Annotated in this window: 9 protein-coding genes; 1 reads left to right on the top strand and 8 read right to left on the bottom strand. The window is 52.9% G+C overall.

Going from position 1 to position 16,367, the window contains the following annotated elements; translation table 11 throughout:
• Positions 1-53: 53 nt before the first annotated feature.
• Positions 54-1,817 (bottom strand): alpha-amylase family glycosyl hydrolase, encoded by a 1,764-nt coding sequence (locus FHS90_RS12135; protein ID WP_182513313.1) that lies wholly within the window; start codon positions 1,815-1,817, stop codon positions 54-56.
• Between the two features lie 327 nt (positions 1,818-2,144).
• Here FHS90_RS12135 and FHS90_RS12140 point away from each other — a divergent pair, with 327 nt between their 5' ends.
• Entirely contained in the window at positions 2,145-2,318 is a 174-nt protein-coding gene (locus FHS90_RS12140) for a hypothetical protein (RefSeq protein WP_182513243.1), read from the top strand.
• Positions 2,319-2,327: 9 nt separating this feature from the next.
• Here the strand turns inward: FHS90_RS12140 and FHS90_RS12145 are convergent, their stop codons facing one another.
• The 7 genes from FHS90_RS12145 to FHS90_RS12175 all read right to left on the bottom strand — a co-directional run bounded on the left by FHS90_RS12145 (position 2,328) and on the right by FHS90_RS12175 (position 16,352).
• Entirely contained in the window at positions 2,328-4,646 is a 2,319-nt protein-coding gene (locus tag FHS90_RS12145; protein ID WP_182513244.1) for a glycoside hydrolase family 65 protein, read from the bottom strand.
• A gap of 313 nt (positions 4,647-4,959) precedes the next feature.
• Positions 4,960-5,622: a beta-phosphoglucomutase gene (pgmB, locus tag FHS90_RS12150; protein WP_182513245.1), complete on the bottom strand. Its 663-nt coding sequence runs from the start codon at positions 5,620-5,622 to the stop codon at positions 4,960-4,962.
• Positions 5,623-5,811: 189 nt separating this feature from the next.
• Positions 5,812-7,710 (bottom strand): glycoside hydrolase family 13 protein, encoded by a 1,899-nt coding sequence (locus FHS90_RS12155; protein WP_182513246.1) that lies wholly within the window; start codon positions 7,708-7,710, stop codon positions 5,812-5,814.
• A gap of 928 nt (positions 7,711-8,638) precedes the next feature.
• The gene (locus tag FHS90_RS12160; RefSeq protein ID WP_182513247.1) at positions 8,639-9,043 is read right to left on the bottom strand and encodes a VOC family protein; all 405 of its coding nucleotides are present in this window, start codon (positions 9,041-9,043) and stop codon (positions 8,639-8,641) included.
• Between the two features lie 77 nt (positions 9,044-9,120).
• Positions 9,121-10,116 carry a PorP/SprF family type IX secretion system membrane protein gene (locus FHS90_RS12165; protein WP_182513248.1) on the bottom strand — a complete coding sequence of 332 codons (996 nt, stop codon included), beginning with the start codon at positions 10,114-10,116 and terminating at the stop codon, positions 9,121-9,123.
• Between the two features lie 6 nt (positions 10,117-10,122).
• Positions 10,123-14,091, bottom strand: a complete 3,969-nt coding sequence (locus tag FHS90_RS12170) for a DUF8696 domain-containing protein (protein WP_182513249.1) — start codon at positions 14,089-14,091, stop codon at positions 10,123-10,125.
• Positions 14,092-14,741: 650 nt separating this feature from the next.
• Positions 14,742-16,352: a T9SS type B sorting domain-containing protein gene (locus FHS90_RS12175; protein ID WP_182513250.1), complete on the bottom strand. Its 1,611-nt coding sequence runs from the start codon at positions 16,350-16,352 to the stop codon at positions 14,742-14,744.
• Between the last annotated feature and the right edge of the window lie 15 nt (positions 16,353-16,367).

Below are 16,367 nucleotides of genomic sequence, written 5' to 3' on the forward strand. Positions count from 1 at the left end.
CGGAAATGGGTAGTAAGTGAAATTACGCTTTTCTCCTTGATTCTGCTCTTGTATTATTTCTTCTGCAACAGGAACACGTGCGCGCTCATAGGAGCCAATGTGATGCTGGTCTTCACGCTGGGCTGTAAGAACAACGGCGGCGTGTCAAAGAGCAAATCCTGTAGAATGAACGAGCCTTTAGCATCGGCGCCCACGGCGGCCAGCGCCGATGCCGGTAAGGACAACCCGTAGTTGGCGGCTTCGCGTTTAAAGTTGACCAGCACCAGCACCTGTTCCTTCTCTGTATGCCGAAGATACGCATAAACTCCAGCCGGTGCCGTACCAGATTCAGCGGTAAGCGCATAGAACTTTCCTTTCCTGATGGCTTCGCGGCTGGTGCTTAGGTTCAATAATTTGGTGTAGAACTCGCGGAGGCGCTGTTGGTCTTGGGTGAGTTTGCCGCCGTCAAATTTGCCGTTGTTCATCCAGGCCTGGTGCGCGGGAACGCCCCAATAGTCAAAGATAGTGGTGCGGCCGTCTTCGCCCTGAAAACCTTCGTGGCCTTTGCCGGATTCGCCTACTTCCTGGCCAAAATACACCATCACGGGGCCGCTGCCCAGGGTGGCGCTCACGGTCATAGCAGGCACGGCGGCCCACGGCGTACCGGCAAACTGCTCAGAGGCAATGCGCTGCTCGTCATGGTTCTCCAGAAAGCGCAGCATGTGGTGAGAGATGCCGCGGCTTTCCTCGCGCCATACTTTGGTGATGTCGGCGGTGTTGCCCTGGCCGCGGTTTTCCATCAATCGGCGTACGCCGTCATAGAGACCCACTTTGTCATAGAGGTAGTCAAAGCCACCGGTTTTAAGGTAGTTGCGGTACTCTGCCGGGTTGTAAATCTCCGCGATGAACTTGAGGTCTGGGTGTAGGGCTTTCACCTGCGGAATGACCCAGGCCCAGAACTCCACGGGCACCATTTCGGCCATGTCGCACCGGAAACCGTCCACGCCTTTGCCTGCCCAGAAGAGCAGAATGTCGCGCATTTTGAGCCAGGTGTCTGGGGTAGGCGAGAAGTGTTTGCTGCGGTTGCTCTGGTAATCTACCCCGTAGTTCAGTTTCACGGTCTCAAACCAATCGTCTACGCTGGGGCTGGCGCTGAACACATCGTTGCCCGAGGCCTTGGCCGGATTCTCCTGGAACTTACTGTCTTCCTGCGGACCTTTGAAAGCCGCGCTCAAGGGGTTGTACGCCGCCGGAACCTGCAACGGCTGCCCCGGTAGGTAATAAAAGTTGTTGCCGGGTTTGAACGGAACCGTGGTGTCATCCTTCGTTCCGAAATCTTCTACCCCGGCCGGTTTAGCGTCTGAACTGTACTTTCTGGCCACGTGGTTGGGTACGAAGTCAATAATGACTTTCAGACCATTACGGTGGGTGCGTTCTACTAATGCTTCAAATTCCTGTCGGCGCTTATCCACATTCACGGCCAGGTCTGGGTTCACGTCATAGTAGTCTTTGATGGCGTATGGCGAGCCCGCGCGTCCTTTCACCACGTCGGCGTCATCCAACGGAATGCCGTGCTTGGTATAGTCGGTCATGAGGGCGTGTTCCAGCACCCCGGTGTACCACACGTGCGTGGCGCCCAGCTTTTTGATTTCCTGCAGGGCCACCTCAGTGATGTCATTGAACTTGCCCACGCCGTTTTCCTGCACCGTGCCATAGGTTTTGTTCAGCGTCCTCTTGTTCCCGAACAGGCGCGTCATGATCTGGTAAATGACCAGCTTGTGGTCCTGCACTTCCTCCTGGGTAGTGTTGGGGTCAACGGGCGGGGTGGGTGTTTCCATAACGGGGGCCGAGGTTTTATTTTCCTGTACGTTGGGTGCCGTGGTTTTACACGCACCCGCCAGCGCCGCCAGCAGCAGGAAAGACAGAAAAGAACGGTTGGTCTGAGTCATTGTTTGTAATCGGTAGCAGATTTCCTTTTCTACTGGCGCGAGTCTAAAGACTCGTGCCTTGGGATGAATAGAGTCTCCAGACTCCTATGTTCCAACTGGTGGTTCCCGGCGAGTCTGGAGACTCGCATCATCCCTTGTCACGAGACTATAGTCTCGCGCCAGATTTAAACTACTGTTTTTGGCCTGTTTTCTTGAAAGTAGCCCAAAAACAGAACTATGGCTAACTATGACCTGGAAGTTACTTCCGTGACGAAAGATGAACTCAAATATGAAAGTCACAGAAGTAACTTCCGCGCCATAGAAGAAAATGAAGTTTGTTTCTCCTCTTCCGTTTTTGGCCTGTTTTCAGAAAAACAGGCCAAAAACGGAAAACCAGGATTAACCGCCTAAAGCAGTGGTTTACGCCAACTGGTGCGCAATCTCCGCTTTGCTGTGGGCGTCAATGGTCTGGGCCTGGTCAAACACCTGCAAGGTCAGCGGCTGCGCCGATTGGTTCTCAATCTGCACGTTGTCTTTGGTTACTTTGATGTTGAGCAAGTGACCTCTGAACCTGATCTTAAAGGAATAAGAACTCCAACCGGCGGGGATGAACGGATTGAAATGCAGTTGGTTATCGCGCACGCGCATGCCCCCGAAACCCTGCACCACGCTCACCCAGGTGCCGGCCATGCTGGTGATGTGGCAGCCGTCTTCGGTGTCGTTGTTGTAGTCGTCCAGGTCCAGGCGGGCGGTGCGCAGGTAGAACTCATAGGCACGTTCCTCATCGCCTAACTTGGCGGCCAGAATGGCGTGCACGCACGGCGACAGCGACGACTCATGCACCGTACGCGGCTCATAGAAGTCATAATTCCGCCGGATGGTCTCCAGGTCATAGCGGTCCTCGAAGAGGTAGATGCCTTGCAGCACATCGGCCTGCTTGATGAACACCGAGCGCAGGATTCTGTCCCAAGACCATTTCTGGTTCAGCGGTCGGTCAGATGCAGGCAGGTCTTTTACCAAGGTCTGCTCTTTGTCCAGAAACCCGTCCTGTTGCAGGAAAATGCCCAATTCCTCATCCACGGGGTAGTACATGTGGTCAATCACGTGCTGCCACTGCGCGGGTTCTTTTTCCTCGTTCAGGTTCAGTTTGGAAACCAGTTCCGCGTAGCGGGCGGCATTGGTTTCCTGCACGTGCTGGAGGGCTTTGAGCGTGTATTCCAGCGTCCAGGTGGCAATGGTAGAGGTGTACCAGTTGTTGTTGACGTTGTTCTCGTACTCGTTGGGACCGGTCACGCCCAGCATCACGTACTGGTTTTTAGCCCCCGACCAGTTCACGCGCTGCGCCCAGAAACGCGAGATGCCCACCAGCACCTCAATACCATATTCTGCTAAATAGGAATCATCGCCGGTGTACCGGATGTAGTCATGGATGGCGTGCGCGATGGCGCCGTTGCGGTGGACTTCCTCAAACGTGATTTCCCACTCGTTATGGCACTCCTCGCCGTTGATGGTCACCATGGGGTACAAGGCCGCGCCGCCAGTAAAGCCAAGTTTTTCGGCATTTTCAATGGCTTTTGGCAGGTGTTTATAGCGGTAAATGAGCAGATTGCGGGCCACCTGCGGATCGGCGGTGGCCAGGTAGAAGGGCAGGCAGTAGGCCTCGGTGTCCCAGTAGGTGGTTCCGCCGTATTTCTCGCCGGTGAAGCCCTTCGGGCCGATGTTCAGGCGTTCATCCTCACCCGTGTAGGTTTGGTTCAGTTGGAAAATGTTGAACCGAATGCCCTGCTGGGCGGCCGCATCGCCCTCAATCATGATGTCGCTTTCTTCCCATTTGGCGGCCCAGGCAGCGGCTTGTTCATGCAAGAGCTGCTCAAACCCTTTTTCGGCCGCCGCCGAAATCACATTCTTAGTATTGGCAAGCAAGTCTGCTTTGGAGTGATTCTCTGAGGAAAGGTTGGCGGCGTACTTGTACAGCACGGTCTCCTCGCCTTGCTGCACGGCCACGTCAAAGCGGGAGGCGATGTATTTGGTGCGCTCCGTTGGGGTGGCGTTCACGGCTACTTCCTGGCCGTTCTGCGTGACCACAAACTTCTGACCCGTGCACACGTGGAAGAAGGTTTTCTTGGTTTCGGCAATCACGTAGCCTTCGGTGGGTTGGGCTTCCTGCAACACCTCGTTCCAGAACTTCTCGTCATAGTTGGAGTCGGCGTTCATGATGTCAGCGTCCACGTAGGGGGTGAGGGTGAGCGTGCCGCTGAAATTGAGCGGGGTCACGCTGTACCTTATGGCACCCACCTCATCGTCCACGATGCTGGTGAACCTTTTGGCTTCCACGCGCACCTGTTTGCCGCTGGGCAGGGTGGCGGTGAAGCGTCGCTCCAGCCAGCCTTCGCGCATGTTCAGCTCCCGCCGGAAATCAGTCACTTCGCACTGGTGCAGGTCCAGGGTTTCGCCGTCTAATTGCACATCAATGCCAATCCAGTTGGCGGCGTTCAAGACCTTGGCGAAGTATTCGGGGTACCCGTTTTTCCACCAACCCACGCGGGTTTTATCTGGGTAATATACGCCCGCCACGTAGTTGCCCTGCAGGGTTTCGCCGGAGAAAGCCTCCTCAAAGTTGGCGCGCTGGCCCATGCGGCCGTTGCCCAGGCTGAAAACGCTCTCAGAGATTTGGTTATAGTCAGGATGGAAGCCTTCTTCAATGATAGACCACTCATCAACGGTCAGGTATTGTTTCATAGGTTGGTATCAAGTATCAAGACACACGTATCAAGATGGTTTTACTTCTATATTTTCTGTTTTTGGAAAAACAGGCCGAAAACGCGGTTTTCTTTTCAGGTACTCTTTCGTCCCCCTTTGAAGGGGGTAGGGGGATGATTACTCGTGCAGAGTGTAGCATTCCCGAGAATCATTCGGTTTTGGTTTTAGCTAAGGCTTTCGGTTCTTCGTCTGGCTTGGTCATCCCCCAACCCCCTTCAAAGGGGGACGGACCTGCCGGAACGTTTCTCTTTCCGTTTTTGGCTTGTTTTCTGAAAAACAGGCCAAAAACGCATTATCCTTTTTGCTCTAATTCTCTCAGGCGCGCCACCGACATTTGCGTGAGATCCTTTTCCACCACATCTGCCTGGGTGAGTACTTCGGGTTGGCCTACGCCTACGCAGAGCATATCGCCGTTTTTGGCGGCTTCTACCCCGGCCACGGCATCTTCAAAAACCACACATTCCTGGGGGGTAACCCCTAGGGCTTCGGCGCCTTTGAGGAATACCTCGGGGTCTGGTTTGCCGTTGGTCACGTGGCGGCCGTCAATGATGGCGTCAAAGTAGGGCAGAAGCTGGGTGCGCTCCAGAATGAGCTGGGCATTTTTACTGGCGGAGCCTAGGGCGATTTTGATGCCTTCGGCTTTGAGGGCTTTGAGGAAGTCCACCACGCCGGGCAGAATCTCCTCCGGGGTCATTTGGGCCACATCTAGCAGGTACTCGGTGTTTTTCTGTTCGCAGAGGGCCAGCATCTGTTCCTGCGGCAGCGTTTGGCCGCCAATCTCCAGAATGATTTCCAGGGAACGCACGCGGCTCACGCCCTTAAGGCGCTCGTTGTCGTGTTCGGTGAAGTCAATCCCCAGGGTCTGGGCCAGGCGGCGCCAGGCTTTGAAATGGTAAACCGCCGTGTCTACCAGCACTCCGTCTAAATCAAAAAGGCAGGCTTTAATGGTACGCATTGTATTTTGTTTTATGTCTTCGCCCGCTCAAGGGCTTTCTTCTTTTCTGGTTTAGGGCTTTTTTCTGAAAAAGAGCCGCTAAACCCGTTCGTTCTAATTCTCTCTGGGCCATGCTGGTGCGGGTTTCCGTTTAGCGGCTCTTTTTCCGGAATTGGCGCCAAACCAGGCTGCTCTATTTTCAGAAGCCGCCTACGGCTGAAGCTCCAGCACCAGCGCTGTTTTGGCGGGTATTTTAATGGTGGTCAGGGTGTTCAGGTGCTGGTCTGTGAGTACGTTTCTGGCTTTGCTGAACCCTTGCAGGCGCTCCTTATAACGCTCGGTTTTCAGTTCGGCTTCTTTGTCTGTGCTGTTGGTGGCCACCATCACGGTTTTCTTTTCATCATGGCGGAAATAGACGTAGATACCCTCCTGCGGCACAAACTGCGTGAGCTTACCGCTGTGCAGGGCGGGGGTGTTTTTGCGGTACTGGGCCAGTTTCTTTACAAAGTTGAAAGCCTCGTTCTCGCGCTCGGTACGGCCGGCGGCGGTGAATTTGTTCTCTTTGTCACCGGCAAAACCGCCGGGGAAATCTTTGCGCACCTCGGCGTCTGACGGGTCTTTGAAGTTCTTCATCAGAATCTCGGTGCCGTAGTAGAGCGAGGGGATTCCGCGCAGCGTGAGGAGCCAGGTCATGCCCATTTTGTACTTGTTCAGGTCTTCACCGATGACCGAGAAATAGCGGTTCATGTCATGGTTGTCCAGGAAGGTGACCAGTTTCATGGGATCCTGGTACACAGCGTCCTGCGCCAGGGTCTGGTGGATTTTGCTCACGCCCTCGTCCCACCCGAAGTTCTGATTGAGCGCGTCATTGATGGCATTGAACAAAACAAAGTCTAAGGTGCCGGGCTGGTTGCTCTTGAACGGGAAGTTGATGGTATTCTGCACAAAGCGCGCCTGCGCCAACACGTTGTTTACCCAAGATTCCCCGAAGATATGGATAGTAGGATATTCATTGAGCAGCGCCTGGTTGCAGCGGTTCATGAATTCGTCTTCATTGTAAAGATACGTATCAATGCGCCAGGCATCCACCCCGAAATGCTCCACCGTCCACAACGCGTGCTGAATGAGGTAGTTGGCCACGAAGGGGTTGTTTTGGTTCAGATCTGGCATGTGCGGCACAAACCAGCCCTTGCGGAGGACTTCATAGTCTGCCTGGGCGGCGTGCGGGTCTATGGTGGGCTGAAATTTGTGCGAAGTGTTGGTGTAGGCGGGCCATTGGTTCAGCCAGTCTTTAGACGGCAGGTCTTTGATAAACCAGTGGTTGCTGCCCACGTGGTTGTACACCGCATCCTGCACCACTTTCATGCCGCGGGTATGCGCCGCCTGAATAAGTTTTTTATACGCGTCATTTCCGCCCAGGCGGCGGTCTACCTGGTAATGGTCGGTGAAGGCGTAGCCGTGGTAGGCGCTGCGCTGGGTGCCGCCTTCCTCCGTGAGCGGTTGGTCATTTTCGATGATAGGGTTCAGCCAAAGTGCCGTGGCGCCCAGCTCTTCAAAATAGCCCAGGTGGTTCTGAATGCCCTTCAGGTCGCCGCCGTGGCGCAGGAACGGATTGCTGCGGTCGGCCTGGGTGTCGGCCATGTTCTTGAAAGCATCATTCTTGGGGTCGGCGTTCGCGAAGCGGTCGGGCAGGACCAGGTAGATGAAATCTGAGGTGTTCACGCCCTGCGCTTTGGGTTCATGGGTGCGGGCCTTCAGCTCATATTGGCGGGTGAGTTTCTGGTTGCCGTTGCGGCCCGTGAGGGTAAAAGTGCCCGCCTTAGTCTGGGGCGCGAGGGTGAGGTCCAGAAACGCATAGTTGGGGTTCTCCACGGTATGCGTCTTTACTAGCGTCACGCCCGGGTAGTCAATGGAATACCTAAAGGTGCCGGCGTTGGGACCGTACACCAACAGTTGCAGGTTCTGGTCTTTCATGCCCACCCACCAGAAGGTTGGATCTACGCGGGTGATGGCGGCTTTCTGCTGGGCACTGCCCGAAAGGGAAAGGAGAATACATACCAGCAGTGCCAGTGGTTTTGCCAACGAGAACGGAAAGGAATGCTGCTTCATGTTTACTTATGTCTGGTTTAGGAGCGTTTATGGTCTTCTCCTGTGCTTCCTGTTTCTAAATTTAGAAGGAGATACTTTTCTGTTTTCGGGCTGTTTTTTCAAAAACAGCCCGAAAACAGAAAATGCCCTGGATCATGGTTCAACCTCTGTGAGGGGCTTTGGAAATCGTTCGCCTGGAAACTGCTTGGCAACTATCCATGCCTCCTCTTTGAACGGCCTTTCCTGAGCCAATTCAGCCCTTCCGCAGATCAATTTCAGTAGATAATCTTCCACTCTTACAGCTGCTCTTTCTGGTTGATTGTTAATATTGTAAAATCAGTTGCTAAAATAGCTTTTTTTATGATTAGGAAAACGATTTCCCTTTATTTAAAATAAGAATTTATGAAAATATGTGGCAGACAAGCGACAGGATTCAAGTTTCTGCTTCTTATGCTGGCAAAATAAGTCAGGGGCAACTAGCGACTGAAGTAGGAAAGGTCTCGCAGCAACCCCTGCAACAGATACCCTGTTTCTGAAGGGAAGTTGTATTATCTGTACCCAGGGTAGCCTGAACCACGGGCACAGGAAAGTGAAACGCCCGCGGGCACTGGCGCCTTCAGGAGGTGGCGGGCTGGTGGTGATCCATGTCCCCCGTGGCTCCTGGTTTAAAGTTTGGTTATGGCCGGGGCCGTTCCTCCCAATAGCGTCTACAAGAATAAACCTGGGGCAGCTACCGCTTGGCTGGAAGTGATCCCAAAATCAACGTGAACTCGGGAATGGCAGATGGCCTGACAGCAAGGTTCATAAAGCAGAAAACGTCTAGCCACAGGGGTTCTTCCCTTCGCCCTCGTCTAAGAGGGCGAAAGTAGGGGCGTTAGAAGGCGCCAAAGTAACTTCCGCGCCAAAGAGGGTGGGGTAACGTTTGTAAAGTTTATTTATGGATTTGAACTTACCGGTCAGTTTTCCTGAGTTCCAGCAAGTCCCATTTGTTGCCGTAAAGGTCTTCAAACACAGCCACGGTACCGTAGGCTTCCTGTCTGGGCGCCTCCAGGAAACGCACCCCCCTGTTTTGCATTTGGGGATAATCGCGCCAGAAATCATCTGTGTGCAAAAAGAGGAAAACCCTGCCGCCGGTTTGGTTGCCCACCGCGTTTAGCTGCTCGGGGGAAGAAGCCTTGGCCAGAAGCAGGCAGGTTTCAGCTGCGCCGGGCGGCGAAAGCAAAACCCACCTTTTCCCATCGCCCAGGGGCGTGTCTTCTACCAAAGTGAAGGAAAGCTGCTGCGTGTAAAATGTAAGGGCCTCGTCATACTCCCGTACAACCATGGCCACATACCCAATTTTTTGACGGCTCACAGGACGATAGGGGGTGGCAGTTGAAAAGCTGTTTTCGGGCTGTTTTTCTGAAAACTACCCGAAAACAGAAAGACTTATCAATTCATCCAGCGCGGGCAAATCACCTTGGCGCTGTTGAACAGCTTGAGGCCCAGTACTATTTCATGGCTCCCGGAGTTGGCCACATTCAAATTAGAGGTGTTGTAATCATAGGCGTAGCTTACTTCCATAAGGTAGCTGATGTTGACGCCGGCCATGAGGGCAAATGCATCTTTGGTACGGTAGGTGCCTCCAAGCCAGAGGCGGTCAGCATAGACGGCCCGCAGGTTGGCATCTACCGTAGTGGGGCTGGGGGAGGCAAACTTCACCAGCACAGACGGGATCAGGGTGAGGTCCTGCGTAGGCCTGATCTTGTATCCTGCCGTGGCGAAGAAGTGTTTTTGAATGACACCCTCAATGGCCGTGCGTTCCTCTGAGCTTAACTCTGTGTTCAAAAGTTGGGCTCCGGACAACCCCAGGTAAAAGTTGGGGGCGTAAATCCAGGTGCCCAGTCCCATATCCAAAAAATTGCGGTTGGTGTGATTGCTGAATGCCGCCGGGTCTGTGCCATTGCCGCTGGCAAAACTGGCTTCATTGCTGTTGAAGCTGTTCCGTAAAATGCCCCCGTAAGCGCCCACAGACACTGTTACGAATCTGTTGATTGGCAAGTGATACGCGTAAGACAGGTTGACATTGGTGCGGCGCAGGGGACCGGCTTTGTCAGCAATGGCCATGATGCCCACCCCGTGGTGCGGATAAGCCGGCACAAAGCGGTTACGCCCAATGGTGCGGGTTCCTCCCCCTTTTTTCCGGACGCTGGACACCGCTTTGTTCAGCGGGGTGTGGGCGCTGAGGTAATAGGTTTCGGGCGCGCCCTCCAACCCCACCCACTGCTGGCGGGTTCCCAGCTTTACATCTGTATAGTCTTCAATGCCGGTGAGGGCGGGGTTAAGTAAGTACCCATTGATCATGTACTGGGTAAACTGCGGCCGCTGCTGTGCCCACAGCGGGGAAGACAAAAGCAGCAGAACCAAAAATGCGCCTATCTTTTTCATGCTGGGTTATCTGATAATGGTGACGCTGCCTTTCAGCGGGTTGTCATTTTTGTTAAGCCGAATGATGTAGTAGTAGGTGTCTATGGGCAGGGGTTTCCCGTTGAGTTTCCCGTCCCAGGGGGTGGCGTAGCCGTCTGACTTGAACACCTGCTGGCCCCAGCGGTTAAAGATCTCTACCGTGGCTTCTGGGAAGTTGGTGATGTTTTCAATTTCCCAGACATCATTCAGGTTGTCATTGTTCGGGCTGAAAGTGTTGAAGATTCTCACCCTTCCAATTACCGTGACAATCACCTCATCCAGGTCTGTACAGCCAAAGGCGTCTGTTACCTGGAGGGTATAGGTAAACTGTCCGGCCCTGGTGGGGGTCAGCACCGGATTGGCCACATTGGCATTGTTCAGGAACTCAGCGGGAGACCATTTATAGGTCACTCCCCCAGATCCTTTCAAGGTGGTAAACTGGCCTTCAGTGATGGTGATGTCCTCGCCCGCATTGGCCAGGGTAGAAGTAACATCTACTCTTACCTCGGTACGGGTTGGGCTAACGCAGCCGGCGCTAGTCACCGCCTCCACAAAGAAAGAGGTAGCGGCAGGCAGTGACTCGGTGGTGAAAGGGTTGCCTAACCCAACAGGGGTACCCCCAGTGGCCGTTTTGTACCATCTGAACTGGGCTGCTGAAGAAGTAACCTCCAGGGTTACAGATGAATTTACACAGGTGGTCACCTGAAACGCTTTGACGGTTGGCGCAGCAGGGGCGGCCTGGGTCTCTACCTTGACCACATTGGAATAAGAGGGCGAACAGTTGTTGCCGCGGTCAATTCTTCTTCTGAACCACGTTGGGGCCGTTATGGCTGCGGTGGTATAGCTGGCACTGCTGCTATTGCCTGGGGCGATTACATAAGCCGAACCGTTGCTGCTAATCTCCCACACATAGGTCATTCCCAGATCTGAACCGCCAATAGTGGTGCTGCTTCCCTCACAGATGGGCGAGGTGGGCGGCGTAATGGTGTTGTTGGTGACAACTGGTATTACCGTTACTCGTATTGCGGGAGAACTGGTACTAGGGGCGCAGTTCCTATCTTTTGATTCAACCACTCTTCTAAAGGATGCCGATTGATCTAAGTTGGTTAATTCTAAATCCTTTAACGTCCCTACCTCGACAATATCATTGAATGAGCCGGAGTAACTTCTCTGCCATTTATATATATAATTGGCACTCCCCCCACCTCCAACAGGTTCTGAGCCCGTAAACCTGACAGGGGCAGTGGTTGGGGCGCACACAGTTGGCGGGCTATTCAACGTGATGGTATTGTTGGTGATAGGGGCATTGACTTTTACCGCCACAGAACCAGAAACGCTTTCACAGGAACCAGATCTGATGAACCGTCTGAAAAGATAATCTCCCGCTGCCGCTGGTGTGTAAGACTTAGACGTGATGGTGGTTGTTCCACCAGTACCGGTAGAACTCCAGGTGCTGCCCCCGTTGGTGCTCATTTCCCACCTGAAATCAAAGGTTCCATTTCCACCGGCCGGTGCATTTCCTGATAAGGTGATGGCAGTGCCTTGGCAGATAACGCTGGCAGACGTTGTGATGGAACTGTTTCCTGTAATGGCAGGGGTTACCTCAATGGTTATAAAATCGCTGGTATGGCTGGGGCATGTGCCAGAGGTATATTCTACTATTCTCCTGAAGTAGGTGGTCCTGCTTAAAACTCCTGTATAAGTGAAGTTTCTGCTGTTAGAACCAGACAGGTTAGAAAAGCTAGTGCCGGTGGTACTGATCTGCCACGTGTATTTGAGACTGGCATTGGGCACCACCACACCCCCAGCCTTCGGCTCAGAGCCGTTTAATTGAACCGTGGTGCTGGCAGTGGAAGCGCAGAGGCCTGTACCGCTGGAAGTAGAGATCGTGTTAGAGCTAGCATCAATAGGCTCTACAACTGAAACCAATACTGGAGAAGAAACACTTTCGCAATCACCGCCCGTTCTAATGATTCTTCTAAACCAGGTAGATTGGGTGAGGGTGGCAGGGGTAAATGAATTGGTACCAATAGTGCCTACCGCGGTAGTATAGGTGCCAGATGCGCTAGGGCTGCTTTGCCATACAACCGTATAAGACGTGGGATCTCCATTGATGGTTGGGCCAGCAGAACCTTTGCAGACTGGGACGGGGCTGCTAAGGGTAAGTTGGTTGTTACCGGGGTTGGGATAGACCGTAATCATGACCACATTACTTGTGTCATTGTTACAGGCGGCCCCTGATCTTGCAATGCGTCTGAACCAGGTGGTGGCATTCAAGGAACCGGGTGGGTAGTCCTCTACATCTGAATTAGAGATGGTGGAGAAAACGGCGGTTTCACCAATGGTGTTTTTTTGCCAGTAGTAAGAAATACTTCCTGTTCCTCCGGTGGCAGAGAGGCCATTTATTGCTCCTGGTACTGCATTGCCCGCGCAAAGATCCTTCTGGTTAGCAGCCAGAGAAATAGTGTTATTGTTGATCCTGGGGGTAACTTTAATGGTAAAACTCTCCCTCTCACTTTCGCAGCCTTTATCAGAAACAGTGGCTACATAGAAGGTTTTGTCGCCATTTAATGGGTCTGTTTTATATTCCCTGTCAGTGCCAAGCGCTGTGCCTCCAGCTTTGACATCATAAAAGGCGAATTTGGTGCCTGGGCCGGAAGGGCGTATGGTATATTGCTGACCAAAGCAGACCAGCGGGGAAGTGGTGGTGAGGGTAGGCTTACTGGGGATAGGGTTAACTGTTATGGTAGCCTTCGCCATCTGTTGTTCTACTGCGTCTGAAGGACCACACTCGTTACTGACAACTACACTTACCGTATAAGTACCAGGATTTGGGAAACTGATGATAGGGTTACGGCTTGTGAAACTGGTACCATCAATAGGTTGAGCACCAGGGCCCGTTACCATCCAACGGTAAGTGGTAGGGTCAATTGTCCCAAGATTGGCATCATAATCAACTAAATCACCATTAAAGGAAATGGTTAACGGGCCGCAGTGGGTGGTATCAGCATCCAGCCTCACCTCTGGGTAAGCAATCAGCACACTGGAGGTGGCCGTATCCCTTCCGCAGGTGTTGGAGGCTATCATTTTGATAGTAAACCTTCCCATGGTTTTGAAACTAAAGACGGGTTTCTCTGAGGTGTTGGTGGTGCTTTCTAAGTACTCAAAGTCGCTGAAACCTACGTTTTGCCCTCTGTTATTCTGCACAATCCACTCATAGGAAAGGTTGCCCCCCCGGGTGCTGTCAGTGTCAACGGTTACTTTGACAGGAACGCAGGCTCCTGGGAGAATTCTGTCTTTCTGAGGGCTAAAGTGAGCGTACGGTATCCGGTTGACCTCAAAGTTCTTGGTATATACAGAGTCGCAGCCGTTAGCGCCAATGGCCCTGATGGTGATAGGGAAGGCCCCGGTGGTATCATAGGCAATGCTGTTTCTGATGGGGACAGTGGCGGTGAACTCGGCGGGGGTAAAGGTTGTTGGCCCGGCGCCATCGCCAAAGTCTACCACATAAGAAACAATGTCATTGGGCACGGGTGTATTATTCAACAAAGAAGCCTTCACCTTAATGGCTGGTTCACTTTCTGGTACACACACTGAGAAGGAACTGCTGTCTGTGGGCGGCACAAAGGCTGGCTTTTGGCTGACGGTAACCGTTTTGTTGACTACAGGGGAGAGGCAGCCAATAGAGGACCTGGCATATACCGCCACATTGAAACTAGCAGTGCTGGCACCGGTTGAAAAGAAAGAGTGGGAAACATTTGCCCCGGTTGTAGTGGTGCCGTCACCAAAATCCCATACATACTCTTCACTGGCCTGGGGGCTGACAATAGAAAACGCAATGGGGCTGCCGGCGCACCTAATGGTATTGGGATTGAAATTAAAATCAGGGGTGAACGGGTTAATGTTCAGGATAACCGGGTCAGATGTTTTGGTGTTACAGGCCCCGCTTACGGTCACGGTATAACTACCAGAAACTAACGCAGTATATGTATTCGTAGCACTGGGGCCTTGAACAGACACCCCGTCCCTGAACCATTCAAAGGTGGCTCCACCTGGGGCAGCGGTTAAAGTAATTGGCCCTGGTTGGCAGCCTGGCTGGGTGTTGGAGGCAGTTATGGTAGCGGGGCAATCTTGGGCATTAAGCAAAGAGGAGCTGCACAGATAAAGAAACGTTATCAGCAGGTAACTTTTGAGAGAGTGCATCAAGGTAGGTAAGTAAAGTTTTACTTCAGTAAGCAAAAGTGATTAGTGAAATCCTGGATTTTCTGCTGCTTCCTTCCTATTCTGGATAGTTAAACCCGGAAGTAACACAGAGAAGGCCTCTAAGATGTAATAATACAAAAATATGCCCTAACCTAATAGCATCAGAACCAGGTTTGTGCAAATCGTAAACGCTCCTGCCACCAAAAAATTTTATGGGTACTTAACATATTCTATAGTGCACGACAGACGGATAATCTAACGAAGGAAGCGTAATCTGTAATTGAAAAGTACAAGTTGATTTTCTGGGGAAATGGAGTGGGAAGATGAATCTGAATACTTTCTGCTCCGCGTTTCGAGAATTCTTCTGCTCTCTCCGTACAAGCTCAATGATGAGGGGGGAGTTTCTACCTGACCAGCGTGACAGTTCCGCTTTTGGTAATTCGCTGGCCGTTAATATCAATGGCCTCAAGCCTATAGAGATAGCCCCCAGGAGGGGCAGGTTTGCCGCCATAGGTGCCGTCCCAGCCCTGAGTGGGGGTGGTGGACTCAAAAATAATCTGCCCCCACCGGTTAAGGACCTGTAAGGTGAATTTAGAGGCATACGCTGGCCCCACAGCTCTGAACACATCATTTAAGCCATCATGGTTGGGGCTGAAGGCGGTAGGGAAGAAGAAGCCGAAGGGCTGGTCAACCGCCACGGTGTTAGAAAGACTCTGTTGCCGCTGGTCCTGAGACTGGAAAAGCAGCCGGTAGTGTAGCCGTTGAAATTTTTGGGGTGGCTGCAAGTCCAGGTAACTGCGCCCGGTGACTTGGGTGCTCCAGTACACGCTCCCTTGTTCATCCACCAGTTCCAGGGTTTGGCTTCCGTTTCCGGCGGTGAAACCCTCATAAGGTTCCCAGCTCAGTTGCACGCCCCCCTCCGGCTGCAGGCGGGCCGTTAAAATGGCAGGGCAGGCGGTATTGCTGCGGGCAGAGGTAAGGCTGCAGGAATCTGTATAAGTGGTCTGGTAGCAGGGCCTGGGCGAGAAGCTGGATAAGGAGGGATCAAGGGCGTTTCCGGGCTGTTTTTCTGAAATCAAGCTAAAAACGCCGCCCCCTTGGCTCCTGTAAAGCGCTTGTTCTTTAAAGGTTTCCTGGGCCGGGGCAACGGTGGTGGCCACCAGCCGGTTATGGGGGGTAAAACTCACCACCAGTTGGGGAGGTGCGGGCGGGGTGGTGCCCTGTGTTGTCACCTGAACGGGAAGGGAAACACTTTGACTTCCGTTAGGAAGGAGGGCCACCAGTTGGTATGTGTAAATTCGGCCGCAGGCTACCTGCTCATCTGTAAAAGTGGTTTGGGTGCCTGAAAGGTTCTGGTAAGGCTGACCGCCCCGCAGCAGCTGGTAGTTGGTGACTGCCCCCATGCTGGCGTTTAGAGCCCAGGAGAGAAGATTTCTACGGTCACCAGCAGTAACCTGCAGGGGTTGGGTACAGACGGTAGTAGATGTAATGGTTTCTTTCCCAGTGCACAGGTTGGTTACCCTTACCCTGACACAACCAGAAGGGGAAGCAAGCGGCACCGTATGTTCGCTTTGCCCCACGGCAACTGCTCTAAGCGTGGCGATGGCGGTAAAAGCCCCTCCAGAAGAATTTGCCTGCTCCACCACCAGGTCATTGATGGCACCTGATTGGATTTGGAGCTTAAGGCCGGTAGGTTCAAGCGTAAGTTTCTGGAGAACAGGGGCAGAGGCAGGTTCAGCGGCCTTTACGACAAAGGTGCGTTCCTTAAAGTTTCCTACCCCCTTTAGCTGGGTGATCCGGTATGTACCCGGTGTGGTAAAGGTAAAGGCCGTCTCTTTGGCAGAGAAATCAAGCCCGTTGTTCGCGTCAAAATCATAAAACTCGGTGACGTTGGTCTCCCCGGTATTGTCTCTGAACGTGATACGCTGGCCCACGCAAAAAGTCTCTACCACCTGATTCTGTTCATTATAGGCTAAAAAAGAAGGCACCTGCTGAGCCCATACGGCTGCTGCCATTCCTAACCAGGTGAA

The sequence above is a fragment of the Rufibacter ruber genome (assembly GCF_014138425.1).
Taxonomy (GTDB): Bacteria; Bacteroidota; Bacteroidia; order Cytophagales; family Hymenobacteraceae; genus Nibribacter; species Nibribacter ruber_C.

Excerpts from the sequence above, each read along its gene's own strand:
- FHS90_RS12165 (WP_182513248.1), bottom strand. The coding sequence starts at position 10,116 with ATGAAAAAGATAGGCGCATTTTTGGTTCTGCTGCTTTTGTCTTCCCCG.
- FHS90_RS12175 (WP_182513250.1), bottom strand. The coding sequence starts at position 16,352 with ATGGCAGCAGCCGTATGGGCTCAGCAGGTGCCTTCTTTTTTAGCCTAT.
- FHS90_RS12145 (WP_182513244.1), bottom strand. The coding sequence starts at position 4,646 with ATGAAACAATACCTGACCGTTGATGAGTGGTCTATCATTGAAGAAGGC.
- pgmB (WP_182513245.1), bottom strand. The coding sequence starts at position 5,622 with ATGCGTACCATTAAAGCCTGCCTTTTTGATTTAGACGGAGTGCTGGTA.
- FHS90_RS12155 (WP_182513246.1), bottom strand. The coding sequence starts at position 7,710 with ATGAAGCAGCATTCCTTTCCGTTCTCGTTGGCAAAACCACTGGCACTG.
- FHS90_RS12135 (WP_182513313.1), bottom strand. The coding sequence starts at position 1,817 with ATGGAAACACCCACCCCGCCCGTTGACCCCAACACTACCCAGGAGGAA.
- FHS90_RS12140 (WP_182513243.1), top strand. The coding sequence starts at position 2,145 with ATGGCTAACTATGACCTGGAAGTTACTTCCGTGACGAAAGATGAACTC.